The organism is Luteibacter flocculans, assembly GCF_023612255.1.
GTDB classification, from domain to species: domain Bacteria; phylum Pseudomonadota; class Gammaproteobacteria; order Xanthomonadales; family Rhodanobacteraceae; genus Luteibacter; species Luteibacter flocculans.
On the sequence record NZ_CP063231.1, the window covers coordinates 1,725,257 to 1,739,215 of the forward strand.

At 64.4% G+C, this 13,959-nt stretch carries 14 protein-coding genes; 7 read left to right on the forward strand and 7 right to left on the reverse strand.

The genetic code is table 11. The features are described from left to right. Positions 1 to 151: 151 nt before the first annotated feature. Complete coding sequence (locus IM816_RS07230; RefSeq protein WP_250340360.1) at positions 152 to 1,288, forward strand: acyltransferase family protein; 1,137 nt, start codon at positions 152 to 154, stop codon at positions 1,286 to 1,288. 55 nt (positions 1,289 to 1,343) lie between these two features. Here IM816_RS07230 and IM816_RS07235 read toward each other — a convergent pair whose 3' ends face one another. Beyond that, a complete protein-coding gene (locus IM816_RS07235) occupies positions 1,344 to 1,529 on the reverse strand; it encodes a CsbD family protein (protein ID WP_250340361.1) in 186 nt (61 codons plus the stop codon). Between the two features lie 457 nt (positions 1,530 to 1,986). On the opposite strand from IM816_RS07235, the gene IM816_RS18795 reads away from it, so the two are divergent. After that, positions 1,987 to 2,688 (forward strand): DNA-binding protein, encoded by a 702-nt coding sequence (locus IM816_RS18795; protein ID WP_425602621.1) that lies wholly within the window; start codon positions 1,987 to 1,989, stop codon positions 2,686 to 2,688. Positions 2,689 to 2,735: 47 nt separating this feature from the next. Here IM816_RS18795 and IM816_RS07245 read toward each other — a convergent pair whose 3' ends face one another. After that, positions 2,736 to 2,897, reverse strand: a complete 162-nt coding sequence (locus IM816_RS07245; RefSeq protein WP_177257338.1) for a hypothetical protein — start codon at positions 2,895 to 2,897, stop codon at positions 2,736 to 2,738. A gap of 529 nt (positions 2,898 to 3,426) precedes the next feature. Here IM816_RS07245 and IM816_RS07250 point away from each other — a divergent pair. The 4 genes from IM816_RS07250 (at position 3,427) to IM816_RS07265 (ending at position 6,267) form a co-directional block, all read left to right on the forward strand. After that, positions 3,427 to 4,539 (forward strand): S-(hydroxymethyl)glutathione dehydrogenase/class III alcohol dehydrogenase, encoded by a 1,113-nt coding sequence (locus tag IM816_RS07250; RefSeq protein ID WP_072320666.1) that lies wholly within the window; start codon positions 3,427 to 3,429, stop codon positions 4,537 to 4,539. Positions 4,540 to 4,547: 8 nt separating this feature from the next. After that, positions 4,548 to 4,964, forward strand: coding sequence for a ketosteroid isomerase-related protein (locus IM816_RS07255; protein WP_250340363.1), 417 nt, complete (start codon positions 4,548 to 4,550; stop codon positions 4,962 to 4,964). Between the two features lie 62 nt (positions 4,965 to 5,026). Continuing rightward, positions 5,027 to 6,013 carry an MBL fold metallo-hydrolase gene (locus tag IM816_RS07260; protein WP_250340364.1) on the forward strand — a complete coding sequence of 329 codons (987 nt, stop codon included), beginning with the start codon at positions 5,027 to 5,029 and terminating at the stop codon, positions 6,011 to 6,013. A gap of 29 nt (positions 6,014 to 6,042) precedes the next feature. Further along, positions 6,043 to 6,267, forward strand: a complete 225-nt coding sequence (locus tag IM816_RS07265) for an RNA-binding S4 domain-containing protein (protein ID WP_072320669.1) — start codon at positions 6,043 to 6,045, stop codon at positions 6,265 to 6,267. Between the two features lie 80 nt (positions 6,268 to 6,347). Here the strand turns inward: IM816_RS07265 and IM816_RS07270 are convergent, their stop codons facing one another. The 5 genes from IM816_RS07270 to lexA all read right to left on the reverse strand — a co-directional run bounded on the left by IM816_RS07270 (position 6,348) and on the right by lexA (position 12,722). Then, positions 6,348 to 6,620 carry a hypothetical protein gene (locus tag IM816_RS07270; protein ID WP_250340365.1) on the reverse strand — a complete coding sequence of 91 codons (273 nt, stop codon included), beginning with the start codon at positions 6,618 to 6,620 and terminating at the stop codon, positions 6,348 to 6,350. A gap of 203 nt (positions 6,621 to 6,823) precedes the next feature. Then, positions 6,824 to 9,967, reverse strand: coding sequence for an error-prone DNA polymerase (locus IM816_RS07275; protein WP_250340712.1), 3,144 nt, complete (start codon positions 9,965 to 9,967; stop codon positions 6,824 to 6,826). Between the two features lie 16 nt (positions 9,968 to 9,983). Continuing rightward, on the reverse strand, positions 9,984 to 11,393 hold the full coding sequence (locus IM816_RS07280) for a Y-family DNA polymerase (protein ID WP_250340366.1): 1,410 nt from the start codon (positions 11,391 to 11,393) through the stop codon (positions 9,984 to 9,986). A gap of 73 nt (positions 11,394 to 11,466) precedes the next feature. Further along, positions 11,467 to 12,096 (reverse strand): translesion DNA synthesis-associated protein ImuA, encoded by a 630-nt coding sequence (imuA, locus tag IM816_RS07285; protein WP_072320672.1) that lies wholly within the window; start codon positions 12,094 to 12,096, stop codon positions 11,467 to 11,469. 2 nt (positions 12,097 to 12,098) lie between these two features. Next, complete coding sequence (gene lexA, locus IM816_RS07290; RefSeq protein ID WP_250340367.1) at positions 12,099 to 12,722, reverse strand: transcriptional repressor LexA; 624 nt, start codon at positions 12,720 to 12,722, stop codon at positions 12,099 to 12,101. Positions 12,723 to 12,829: 107 nt separating this feature from the next. Between lexA and IM816_RS07295 the strand changes: the two genes are divergently transcribed. Further along, complete coding sequence (locus tag IM816_RS07295; RefSeq protein ID WP_250340368.1) at positions 12,830 to 13,948, forward strand: MFS transporter; 1,119 nt, start codon at positions 12,830 to 12,832, stop codon at positions 13,946 to 13,948. The last annotated feature ends 11 nt before the right edge of the window (positions 13,949 to 13,959 follow it).

Below are 13,959 nucleotides of genomic sequence, written 5' to 3' on the forward strand. Positions count from 1 at the left end.
TCCCACATCAAGTAGCAGAGACCTTGTGGGAGCCGCTACAGCGGCGAGAAGCCAACAAAGCGGTATAGCCGCGAGGCGACAGACCCGCAGGCCGCATCGCTGGAGCCGCTGAAATCCCGATATGCTTCCGGGGCCTCAAGGAAGCCCCGCCATGTCCGATCCGACTTTCCCGCGTAGCCCCGGCATCGATCTGCTGCGCGGGCTGAGTATTCTGCTTGTCGTCGTCCATCATCTTGGCCTGCGCTTGCCGCTGCACAAGACCGACGCGGCGGACATCTTGCCGATACCCTTGTTGAAGGGGCTGATCTACAACGGCTACGAAGCGGTCTTCGTTTTCTTCGTGATCTCGGGATTTCTGATTACACGCCACACCCTCGAACGCGATGGCGCGCTACGCGCCATCGATTGGCGGGGGTTCTATGCGCGTCGTGCGGCGCGCATCCTGCCTTGCCTGCTGGCGCTTCTGACGCTGCTGCTGACGTGCCACGCGTTTGCGGTACCGAACTACGTCATCGACAGCACGCGGCAATCGCCGATGGGTGCAACGGTCTCCGCGCTTACCTTTACGATCAACGTCTACGAAGGTCGCACCGGTTGGCTTCCAGGTGGGTGGGACGTGCTCTGGTCGTTGTCGGTGGAAGAGGTGTTCTATCTGGCCTTTCCGCTGCTGTGCCTCACGCTCGGGCGCACACGCTGGTTCGTGCCGCTTCTGGCCTTGCTGGTGCTGTCCTTGCCGTTCACACGTGCTGCCATCGTCGACAACGAGATCTGGCAGGAGAAGGCGTACCTGCCTGGCATGAGCGCTATTGCCGCCGGGGTGCTCGCGGCGATGGCGCGTGCACGATGGGGCGAGGGATCATTGGCAAAACGCGTCTTATTGGCCGTGATCGGCACCGTCGCACTGGCGGCGGTGATGTTCTCGGGCGGTTGGTTATGGCGGATGCTGCACGACGGCTACATGCTCGTGCTCGTGGGCGCCGCAGTGTGCCTCGTGCTTGCTTCGGCGGAGCAGGGAAGCACGTGGCGTGGTTTCGGCTGGCTGCAACGCATGGGCAAGGCCAGTTACGAAATCTATCTGACGCACATGTTCGTGGTGTTCACGCTGGTGGGCATCGCGCGCGCGACCGATACGGACGGGACTCAGGCATGGGTCTGGTATCCGCCTGCGGTGCTGTTGTCGTGGATCGTGGGGACGTGGGTTGCGCGTGGCTTTTCGGAACCGACGAATCGTCGATTGCGCGCCTGGTTTCTCGCCCGGCGAGAGTCGCTGGCAACGGCAACCCCCTGACGGTAGACAGAAAGTGACGAGCCTCCGATCCTGAGGATCGGAGGCTCGTAAACACTCAGTGCTTGCGATTCTCGTCGCGGGCCTGGTCAGCGGCCTTGCCTACTTCGTTCTGGATCTTACCGGCGTTCTTCTCGATCTTGCCGGCGGCTTCCTTCGTGTGGTTGCCCGTTACCTTGCCCACGGCTTCCTTCACGGCGCCCTTGACCTCGTGCTTCATACCTTCGGTGCGGTTCTTGTCCATGATGGTTTCCTCGCTGGTGGCTGCGTCATCGCAGTGGCACCTGTTTACGCCTTGCGGGGCTCATGCATGCGTGAAGCAGACGTCCGTGGTGTTTCACGACATCTCACTCAAGCTGAACTGCAATGCGTACGGCACATGCTCGTCCGTGGCCGATGACGTAGGGAAGACGCGCGTATCACAGATGGCCGCGCAGTCTCATCGACCACCGACATCAGGTTTCTCGCTGACCATGCAGAGCCCCCACGTACCCGAGTCGCCCGGCCATTCGCCGGTCATCCCCGAAGAGCAACCCGCACGTCCGACGCCCGAGATGCCCGACACGGAGCCCTCGAAGGAACAGCCGCAGGCCCCGCCGTCGCATCCCGATCAGCCAGACGGTGAGGGCGAGCCACCAAGGGAGACGCCGGAAGCCTTGGCGATTCGTGTCCCCTGATCCACTGCGCAGAGGAGCCCGCTCATGCCTGAGAAGAAAACCGTCGCTAGAGCGAAGAAAGACAAGCGCGAAGGAAAGTCGGCCTCGACCCAGGCCGGTGAATTCGTGCATGAAGAGATCGAACACGTACGCGAGGGCAAGCACGGCGCGCGCTCCGCAAAGCAGGCTATCGCCATCGGGTTATCGAAGGCACGACGCGCGGGCGTGAAGGCCAAACCCTCGAAGACAGCAAGCAAGGCAACGAAGAAGAAGGCGGCGCAGGACAGCCGCGCGGCGTCGAAGAAGCGTTCGTCCGGCACGGCGGCGAAGAAATCCGCCACTCGCAAGCGAGCAGGCGGGGCGACGGCCCGAAAATCGTCGGCAAAAAAAACGACGGCGAAGAAGGCCACCGTGAAGCGGACGGCTGCGCGGAAGTCGAGTACGAAGCGCACGACTTCCAAGCGAGCCACGACCAAGCGAGCCACGCCGAAAAAGGCCAGCGCGAGAAAGACATCTGCAGCGAAGTCGTCGACGAGGTCCCGGGCAACCACGAAGGCGCTGAAGCGCGAAGGGCGCTCGGCAGCGTCCACGCGGGCTTTGTCAGCTCAAGGCAGAAAGGCCGCGTCGAAACGCACGGCGTCGAGCCGATCGAGCGCCGCCAAGAAGGCTGCTCGCACAAAAGGGGCGTCAGGAAGAAAGGCCGCGGCGAAGAAAGCGGCAAGGACGAGGACACGCAAGGCGTCCTGACGAACGAAGGCCCGCCGTGAAGGCGGGCCTTTCATGTGGAGCAGGGCTTAGACGGCGTCGCCGCTCAGTCGGCTGGCCACTTCGCCCAGCCAGTCGTAGCCATCCATCTCGCCGCCAAACAGGTCGAACCCGCCATTGGCTTCCGCGAGGCGGTAGCCAGCGGAGTATTCGAAGGTCGAGATGCCGTATTCGTTACGAAGTTCGTTCATTTGTTATGTCTCCCAGTCCGTATCGACCGGATGTATCAATCTCTGGCGCCGACGCCGCCGGTCTCTGGCGTGGCGAGGACCTTACGCTCCCGATACCTTCCGAAGAAGTCGCGCCGGGCGATTGGTCCGTTTCGTTTGGTGAACAATGGGTTCGTTAGTCTTTCGTCACGCCCCCCAAGGGCCTAATTTCTGAACTAACGAGTTTCCTACGCCCCTTTCTTATGGGCTGCCCGCAGCATTACAAGGGCTTCCAAGCAACAAAAGGTTCGACAGCGTTTGTAAGCAAAAGGTTCAAGGGAATTCGCAATCGCTGCCATCGACAGCCTCTATCGGACCCTTACAGTCGCCTTTCGTTCGCCGTACGGCACGTATCCGTTAACCCTAGTTTAACTCAAACAGGCTGCATCCGCCAGCGTATGGTCCTGAACGGACCGGCGAGGGGGCGTCCACGGCCGTCAGGCGGGCTAGAATCCAGGGTCCGCCCGGCGCATCCGTCGCCGGAAGCCACGCCAAGAGGAACCCTCGAATCATGAAGTCTCGCGCCGCCGTCGCCTGGGAAGCAGGCAAGCCGTTGTCCATCGAAGAGATCGACGTCCAGGGTCCGAAGGCGGGAGAAGTGCTCGTTCGCATCGTGGCCACGGGCGTGTGCCATACCGACGCCTACACCTTGTCCGGCGATGACCCGGAAGGTGCGTTCCCCGTGATTCTCGGTCACGAGGGTGGGGGCATCGTCGAGGAAGTGGGCGAAGGTGTCACCTCGCTCAAGCCCGGCGACCACGTGATCCCGCTCTATACGCCCGAATGCGGCGAGTGCAAGTTCTGCCGCTCGGGGAAGACCAACCTTTGCCAGAAGATTCGCGTCACCCAGGGCCAGGGCCTGATGCCGGACGGCACCTCGCGCTTCTCGCTGGGCGGCAAGCCCATCCTGCATTACATGGGCACCAGCACCTTCAGCGAATACACCGTGCTGCCGGAGATCTCCCTGGCAAAGATCAACAAGGACGCTCCGCTCGAGAAGGTTTGCCTGCTCGGCTGTGGCATCACCACCGGCATCGGTGCGGTGCTCAACACGGCAAAGGTGGAGCCGGGCGCGACCGTGGCCGTGTTCGGCATGGGCGGCATCGGCCTGTCCGTGGTGCAGGGCGCCGTGATGGCGAAGGCCGGGCGCATCGTGGTCGTCGACACCAACCCGTCCAAGTTCGAGATGGCGCGGATGCTGGGTGCCACCGATTGCGTGAACCCTCGCGACTACCCTGACACCCCGATCCAGCAGGTCATCGTCGACCTCACCGACGGTGGTGTGGATTACTCGTTCGAATGCATCGGCAACGTGGATGTGATGCGCGCGGCGCTCGAGTGCTGCCACAAGGGCTGGGGCGAGTCGGTCATCATCGGCGTGGCGGGCGCAGGGCAGGAGATCCGCACGCGGCCGTTCCAGCTCGTGACCGGTCGCGTCTGGCGCGGCTCGGCCTTTGGCGGTGTGAAGGGACGCAGCCAGTTGCCGGGCTACGTGGATCGCTACATGGGTGGCGAGATCAAGATCGACCCGATGATCACGTATACGATGGGCCTCGAAGACATCAACCGTGCCTTCGACCTTATGCACGAGGGCAAGGCCATCCGTTCCGTCATCATCTACTGAGCGACCCGATGAACGACACAATCGACCTGATCCGCCGCTATTGCGACGCTTTCAACCGCGGCGACTGGAACGGCATGCTGGCGCTTCTCGACGAGAAGGTCGTGCATGACATCAACCAGGAGGGGCGGCAGGTCGGTCGCGACCGCTTTGCCGCCTACCTCGAACGCACGTCCGCCAGCTATGCCGAAGAGCTCCGGAACGTGGTGGTGATGGCCAACGAGGCGGGCACTCGCGCCGCCGCCGAGTACATGGTGCATGGCGTGTACAAGGCCACCGACGAAGGTCGCCCACTGGCCCAGGGGCAGACCTACGTGTTGCCCGGCGGTGCGTTCTTCGAGGTATCCGACGGACGCATCACGCGGATCACCCGTTACTACAACCTCGAGGACTGGCTGGCGCAGGTCCGACGGGTCGACGTCGACTGATGCCTTGAACCGCGGGCTGGCGGGCCGCAGGTCTTCCTGCGTCCCGTCACCCAAGGTTACGCATGGTCTGGAAGAATCCGCATTACGACGCCGCGAAGGCGCACCACACGCCGGAAGGCTTCCGCAACCTCGAGCCCGATACCCGCGAACCCGGTGGCTTGCAGCGCTGGCGCAAGGAGCGCAAGGAACAGGGCCTGCCTCGTCCGCCCACCGAGGGTTACGACGCCTTCGCACAGCGCTGGTGGCAGACGGCGACCTTTGACGGTGAAGACGATGCCGCGTGGTGGCTCGGCCATGCCAGCGTGCTGGTCCGACACGGTGGGCTTACCGTATTGACCGATCCCGTGATGGGGCACCGAGCCTCGCCGTTGTCGTTTGTCGGGCCGGCGCGCCGCACACGCGTGCCCGTGGACGTGGACGGACTGCCACCGATCGATGTGGTGCTGCTTTCGCACAACCACTACGACCATCTGGACGAACGCACGGTGCGCGCCATTGCGCGGCGCTTTCCGCAGGTGGTGTTTCTCGTGCCGCTGGGGCTCAAACGGTGGTTCGAGCGGCGGAAGATCGCCCATGTCCATGAACTGGATTGGTGGGCGACCACCGAGGTGCGCGGGGCCGAATTCACCTTCGTGCCGGCACGACACTGGAGCGCGCGGTCGCTGTGGGATCGCAACCGTTCGCTTTGGGGCGGCTGGGTCATGGCGCGCGAGGGATTTCGTTTCTGGTTCGCGGGCGACACCGGCTATTCCGACGCTCTGGCAGAGATCGGGCGCCGTGCGGGGCCGATCGACCTGGCGGCTATTCCCATTGGAGCTTATGCGCCGCGCTGGTTCATGCGCGGGCAGCACGTAGACCCTGCCGAGGCGGTGCGCCTGCATCAGGAGGTCGCTTGCCGCCAGTCGATAGCGATCCATTGGGGCGTCTTCGAGCTTGCCGACGACCAGCTCGACGAACCGCCGCGCCTGCTCACGGGAGCGCTGGCGAATGCAGGGTTGCCGGACGAGGCGTTCCTGCTGCTCAACATCGGCAGCCGAATTGCGCTCTAATGGCGACCCCGTCGTCCTAGGTCATTGCCATGTCGTTCCATGAATTCCGCCTGCAGGGCGACTACGTCGAACTCAATCTCCTGCTGAAGTTGGTCGGTATCGCGTCCAGCGGCGGCGAGGGTAAGCACATGGTGGCGGACGGTCGCGTCGCAGTGGATGGCGTGACCGAACTGCGCAAGACCTACAAGGTGCGCGCAGGGCAGGTCGTGACGATCGACGACGAAGAAATCAGTGTGCTGCCGGAAGTCGACTGACGCGTCCCGGGCATGCGGGAAGAACCAAAGAAAAACCCGGCGCCGTGAGGCGCCGGGTTTTCGTTGTGACGCGTGTGCGGTTACATGCCGCCAGCGGTGGACGACTTGGCCGGCTCGCTGGTGCTGCTCTTCTTGTGCTTCTTGTGGGTGGACTTCATCGAGTCGCCTGACTTCATCGAGTCATGGCTCATGGAGCCGCTCTTGTTCATCGACTCATGAGCGCTCTGGGTCGGCGTGGCAGCGGTGGAGGCCGGCGTCGGCGCGGCGGAATTCGCCGCGTCCTGGGCGAGAGCGGCACCGCTCAGGGTCATACAGCCGGCGAGCATGGCGACGAGCAGTTTCGTGTTGCGCATGTCGAAATCTCCTGGAATTTATTGCGCCTTGGGGAACGAGCGATGCCCGGCGCAATGGCATCGCTTACCGGTAACACCGGATGTGGAAAGCGTGTGCAGACGCTATCCCTTTTTTGCGGCCTATGGGTCTTGCATCGCAGCAATCGGCGAGGCACCGTTCAGGAAAAAATATCCTGTCGTTAAGCCATCGCAAGTTTCTGCGATCAGTGAAAGTCGCGTGACACTGAATCCAGCGTCGGCAGCAGGTCGCTGTAATCATGCAGACGAGCTGCCACAAGGTGATGCACGCCGTCGATCGCCTGCCATTGGCCGTCCACGGCCAGCAGTACCGCATCGAGCAGGGCGCGGCGACATGCTTCGGCGACCCGCGGACGCACGACCACGTTGACCTGTCCGGTTTCGTCTTCCAGGGTGACGAAGGTGATGCCGCTGGCTGTCTGTGGTCGCTGGCGCACGGTGACCAGGCCGGCATGGCGCACCCAGGTGCCGTGACGTTGGTCTCCGAGATCGCTGGCCCGCCGGGCGCGCCTTGCCAGCAAGGCCTTTCGGATGAGCTGCAGAGGGTGGGCAGCAAGCGACAGGCCGTGGGTGGCGTAATCGGCGAATACGTTTTCCGCAAGCGAGGGTGGGCGTAGGGCCGGGCGTTCCTCGGCCACGGCATGGATCAATGGCAGGCCGCGCTCGATACCCGAGCTTTCCCAGCGCGCGCGATGGCGATGCCCGCTGAGCACTCGCAATGCACCTGCATCGGCCAGGCGTTCACGCTCGAATCGGTTGAGACTCGCGCGTTGGCAGAGATCGGCCAGATCGCGGAAAGGCGACTGTGCCCGAGCGGTGGCAATGCGTTCGCCGAGACCGACGGATAACCCGGCGATCATGCGCAGGCCAAGACGCAGGGCATGCGTGTGCGGATTGCTCGCGACAGGTTCCAGCGTGCAGTCCCAATAGCTGGCGGTGACGTCGGGCGGACGCACCTCCACGCCATGCTTGCGTGCGTCAGCCACCAGTTGCGCCGGCGCATAGAAACCCATGGGCTGACTGTTGAGCAGGGCGCAGGTAAAGACCTCGGGATGGTGGCATTTCAGGTACGACGAGGCATAGGCGATAAGAGCGAAGCCCGCCGCATGCGATTCGGGAAAACCGTAACTGCCGAATCCCTTGATCTGGTCGATGATCTGCTGAGTGAACTCGGGCGAGTAACCATTTTTCGCCATGTTCTCCCGGATCTTCGGTTCGAACTTTTCCAATCCGCCGCGGCGTTTCCATGCGGCCATGGAACGCCGCAGATCATCGGATTCGTCCGCGCTGAACTCCGCCACCACCTGCAGGAGCTTCATCACCTGCTCCTGAAAGATGGGCACACCCAGTGTGCGTTCGAGCACGGGCTTCACGCCTTTCTCGTAGACGACGGGTTCCTGCATCTTTCGCCGCTGCAGATAGGGATGGACCATGCCGCCCTGGATGGGACCGGGTCGGACGATCGCCACCTGAATCACCAGGTCGTAGTACGCCTTCGGCTTGAGGCGCGGCAGCATGGACATCTGCGCGCGCGATTCGATCTGGAACACGCCGACCGTATCCGCCTTCTGGATCATCGCGTAGGTGGCATCGTCGTTTTCGGGAATGTCGGCAAGGCGTCGATAGTCGGGCCCTCCTTGCGCGCGAAGCAGGTCGATCGCCTTGCGCATGCAGGTGAGCATGCCCAGGGCGAGGCAGTCGACCTTGAGCAGCTTCATGGTTTCGAGATCGTCCTTGTCCCATTGAATGACCGTGCGCTCGTCCATGGCCGCGTTTTCCACGGGCACCAGATGATGCAGCGGCGTATCGGAAATGACGAAGCCGCCCACGTGCTGCGACAGATGCCGCGGCATGCCGACCAGTTCGTCCACCAGGTAGATGAGATGGCGGATGACCCGGCTGCTGGTATCGAATCCGCGTTCGCGCAGGCGCTCCGGGATGGGTACGTCGCCATGCGCATGCGAGTAGGCGCGGCTGAGCTGGTCGAGCTGATCTTCGGAAAGACCCAACGCGCGGCCCACGTCGCGTGCCGCGCTCTTGGACCGATAACTGATGACGGTGGCCGCGAGCGCGGCACGCTCGCGGCCGTATTTGTTGAACACGTACTGGAGCACTTCCTCGCGGCGCTCGTGCTCGAAGTCGACGTCGATGTCCGGTGGCTCGTCGCGTTCGAGGGAGATGAAGCGCTCGAACAAGGTGGAGATCTGCGCGGGATTCACCTCGGTGATGCCGAGGCAGAAGCACACCGCGGAATTGGCGGCTGACCCACGGCCCTGACAGAGAATGTTTTTCGAGCGCGCGAAATGGACGATATCCGCGACGGTAAGAAAAAACGCTTCGTATTGCTTTTGAGCGATGAGATCGAGTTCTTTCTCGATGCGTTCGACGATGTCCGGACTCACGCCTTCCGGCCAGCGAGTGGCGGCACCCGCGAAGGTCAGCCGACGCAGGTGGGCGGCCTGATCCATGCCTTCGGGTACCAGCTCGCGCGGATAGACGTAATGGATGCCGCGAATGTCGAAACCCGTACACCGCGCTGCAATGACGAGGGTTTCTTCAACGATGTCGCGCGGGTAGATGCGAGCGATCGCCTCGCGTTGGCGCAGGTGACGTTCGCCATTGGGGAACAAGGCGTGTCCCGCTTCGGCCAACGGCGTGTTGAGGCGGATGGCCGTCATCACGTCCTGCAGGGCGCGACGGCTGCGCACATGCATGTGGACGTCGCCAGCGGCGACGCAAGGCAGGCCGTGGCGGGCGCCGAGTTCGCGCCATGCCGTCAGTGCCGCCTCGTCGTGCTGGCCGCGATGCAGTTCCACGGCAAGCCAGGCGCGCCCGCCAAAGTGCGCGGCGACCCATACGGCGCGCGCTTCATGGGTCGCCGGGTCGGTGACGGCGTACGGTCCAGGGCACCAGAGTAGGCAGAGGCCTTGCCCGAGCGCTTCGAGATCGGTGCGATGAAGCTCGTAGTTGCCCTTGGTGGCACGTCGGCGGCCGAGCGTGATCAATCGACACAGTTCCGCATAGCCCGCCTGGTTCTCGACCAGAAGCACCACGACGGTACCGTCGGAAAGCCGTAGCTCGCTGCCCACGATCAGGGGCACGCCCGTATCCAGCGATGCCTCGAGCCCCCGCACGATGCCGGAAAGCGAACACTCGTCGGTAATGGCCAGTGCCGTGTAACCGATGGACTTGGCCCGTTCGAACAACTCCCTCGCACTGGACGCGCCGCGCTGGAAGCTGAAATCGCTGAGCGCATGCAATTCCGCGTACGCGGGAGCTTCGGCCGCTTCGTCATTGGCCGGCAGCAGGTGGGTCGTGTCGATCGACATCATGGCGCGTCGATCGTCAGGCAAACCAGCCGTGCAGCATCCAGCCGTCGAGCGTGCCCACGGGAAGGTAGGCCCACGCTTGCTGGCCTTCGACGGTGCGCACGATGTAGTAGTCGCGGCGGGTGTCCCCGCCGTCCCACCAGCCGCTCTCGATGCGCTCGGGGCCGGCAAGCACGGCAGTCGGGTTCGGGCGCAACGGCAACGGTCGCGGAAGCAGCCAGAGCGGTCGCCGCGCACGCGGTGGCGATACCGCCCCCGTGGGCGTGCCGTGACGCCATGCACGTTCGGGGCGGTGATCGGCTACCAGCGCGATCTGGCGCAGGGCGGCATCGCCCAGGCGCGCACGTAGACGCTCGTCGAGCGTGGGCCAATCCAGGCCATCGCCGCGAACGGGCTCGAACAGGTCGCGCAGCGGCGGCCGGAATATCGGCAGTTCCTCGGCATCCAGTTCGATCGCGCGCGCGGGTGCCGGCAAGGAAGTCCGTTCCAATCGCGTGCGCGCCAACTCGAACAGACGCTCGGCATCGCGTTGCGGGGTCGCCATGGCGACCACCACGCGTGTCGCTTCGTCGCGCGCGTGTTCGAGCGTCAGCGTGAAACGTTGCACGCCGCCATCGCGCGCGGCGAGCAGGTTGGCCAGCGAGCGAGTAAGACGACGCAAGGGAAACAACAATGGCTGGCTGCCATCCAGTTCGCCATCGAATTCGATCTTCTGTTGGAAGTTCGCTGGAGGATGCCAGGCGGGCAGGGCATCTGCGGCTTGTCCGCGGATGCGGTCGAGCCAGTTCACGCCCTCGCGGCCAATGCGCCGGGTGAGTTCGGGGCGCGGCAGACGGAAGACGTCTTCCAGCCGACGAAAACCCATCGCCTGCAGTGAACTCACCGTGGCCGTGGGCAGGCCACTCTGTTTCAGCGGCAGGGCTTCCAACATGCGACGCACGCCTTCGCGTTCGGGCAGCACCATGCCGTCGGCACTGGCAGCGAACACCCACGAGGCCGCGGCGAACGGCGTCACCGCCAGCGTGTGGGCATGGCCTTGTTCGAGCAGGCCCTGGCGCAGGCGCTCGGCCAGCACGGGCCACCCGTCGAACAAGCGGAGGCTTGCACCGACTTCCATCAGGATCGCGTGCGGCGGCACCAGACTCACGTGGCCGCTGAACTGGTAGCACCAGGCCGCCAGTTCACCAAGCAGGCGCGCTTCCGCATCCGTGTCGCGCGGTTTGACCTCAAGCGCGGGACATAGGGCACGGGCGGCGGCAAGGCTTTGCCCACGACGAATGCCTAAGCCCACGGCCTCGTCATTCGCCATGGCGATCAGGCGTTGGCGAGCCTTGTGGTCGAGCAGGGCAGAAGGGCCTGCCTCCGGTGTCGCGGCGAAGGCGGCGGAGAACGCCAGGCCGGGAAAACGGAGACAGGCCCAAAGCATGGCTGCGTAGGAGTGGCGACGACGGAGCGTCCGTCATGACGGCGTGGACGACGCAACGTCATGAGGACTTCCATCAGGCCCGCATGCGCAGCAGCGGAGCGGTGGTGGTCAGCAGACCACGCGACTTGAGCACGTCCACATAGGTGGCCTCGTCGCTGTTGCTGACCTTCAGGCGGAGCGCCGCGGGACTGTTCTGCGCGGCATGGGTCGCCGAGCGGAAGATCATCGCGCAGGCATCGCCGGTTTCGGCGGCCAACTGCAGGCGACGCAGGCTGCGGTAGTCGATGTCCTGGAACCAGCCGACCACGGCGCCGCAGCAACCGGAGCGCAGGCATTGCTCCATGCTCCAGGCGGCCTCGGTGCTACCGGCCTTGATCTCGTGCAGGAAGCGCAGGTCTACCCCTGCGGCCGCGAGCGCGGGTGCGTAGGGCACGTAAGGCGGCGCGACGAAGATCACCCGTCGATGTTCCTGCGTGAGCGCCGCCAGCGCGGGCATCACCAGGTCCAGTTCGCCCAGGCCGTCGTGCTCGAACAGGATCTCGCTCAGCGCGCCCTGCGGCCAGCCGCCGCCGGGGAGCTTTGCGTCCAGCGAGGTCCAGCCCGTGGACAGCGCGCGAACGCGCGGCTGACGGTCGGCGGACCGACGCCAGATACCGGGATGGTCGAGCACCTGGGCAAGATTCGGGGAGACGATGGCGTTCATGGTCAGGTCCTGCGGATGATGCCGACGTAGCGCCCTTCGATGGCGAACGCATGGCGACGTGGATCGACTTCGATCGGTGCGAAGTCGGGATTCTCGGGAAGCAACAGCAGACGGTCGCGCTCGTGCTTCAACCGCTTTACGGTGACTTCGTCATCGAGGCGGGCGACGACGATCTGGCCGTCGTTCGCGGTGGCCGTCTTGTGGACGGCGAGCAGATCGCCGTCGAGGATGCCGGCATCGCGCATGCTCATGCCCACCACGCGAAGAAGATAGTCGGCACGCGGATGGAACAGGGCAGGGTCGACCTCGAGCTGCGACTCGATGTTTTCCTCGGCGAGGATCGGCGAGCCCGCAGCGACCCGGCCGACCAGCGGCAGGTCGTTGGCGGCGAGGGCGCGACGGAGGTCGCTGCCCGCCGGCAGGCGCAGGCCACGGTGCTGGGGGGAACGCTCGAGCACGCCCTTGCGGACCAGCGACTCGACGCATGCCTGCGCCGAGCTGTGGCTGGAGAAGCCCAGGGCGTCGGCAATTTCCCGCAGCGTAGGCGGCATGCCCTGGGCCTGCAGGTATTCACGCAGGAACGCGAGGGTGTTTTGCTGACGCTCGGTGAGGGTAGGTGTCGACATGTGTACATTTGTACAGTGGACGGCGAGGGCGCGCAAGCGATCTTTTTCTATTGCACGTTTATGCACGATTGCATACATTTATGCCTGTTCTAATGACGAGGCCCTCCATGCATCCCGCCAGAGCGACCCGGCTCATCTTTCTTCTTTCCGGCATCGGCATGGCCAGTTGGGCGCCGATGGTGCCGTACGCGAAAGCCCGGCTCGGCCTGGACGACGCCATGCTGGGCCTCGTGTTGTTGTGTATGGGTTGCGGTGCCGTGGCGGCGATGCCGCTGGCGGGTTTTCTCAGCAACCGCTACGGCAATCGTGACGTCATCTGCATCAGCGCGTTGCTGGTCTGCGTGGCCTTGCCGCTGCTGACCGTCGTGCCCAATGTCTATGCGCTGGGTGCCGCGCTGCTGTTCTTCGGCGCGTCGTTGGGCGTGGTGGACGTGGCCATGAACGCGCATGCGGTGGACGTGGAGAAGCATGCGGGCAGACCCATGATGTCCGGCTTCCACGGTCTTTTCAGCGTGGGTGGTCTGGTCGGTTCCGCGGGCATGGCGGGCTTGCTGAAGGTCGGTGCGCCGCTCACCGGCAGTGCGCTCGCGGTGTCTGCCGCTCTGCTGGTCATCGTGCTGACCCAGTGGCGGCATTTCCTCGTGCGCCTCGACGACGACGGTCAGACGCATTCGATCTTCCGGTTGCCGTCGGCGTCGGTGTTCCTGCTGGGCTTCCTCTGTCTCGTGGTGTTTCTTGCGGAAGGCGCGATGCTCGACTGGAGCGCCGTGTTCCTGCGCTTCTCGCGCGGCTTCGATCCTTCGCTGGCGGGGCTCGGCTATGCCGCCTTCTCCGTGGCGATGGCCAGCGGTCGCCTGCTTGGCGATCGCATCACCGCTTCGCTCGGACCCGTGTCGATCGTCCGCTTCGGTGCCTTCGTCGCTGCACTGGGCTTCTTCCTCGCCACCCTCCTGCCGTGGGGGCCGACGGCGCTGCTGGGCTTCGTACTGGTTGGCCTGGGCGCATCCAACATCGTGCCGGTGCTGTTCAGCGCCGCGGGGCGACAGCCCAACACCTCGCCCGGCATCGCCATCGCCGCGGTGACCTCACTCGGCTACGCGGGCATGCTCGCCGGCCCGGCGGTCATTGGTTTCGTCGCTCATCTCAGCAGCCTGTCCATCGCCCTGTGTGGCGTGGCGGTGCTGCTCATCGTCGTCTCGTGCTGCGCGTCCATCGCGCGGCGTTGACCTCTTTCAAG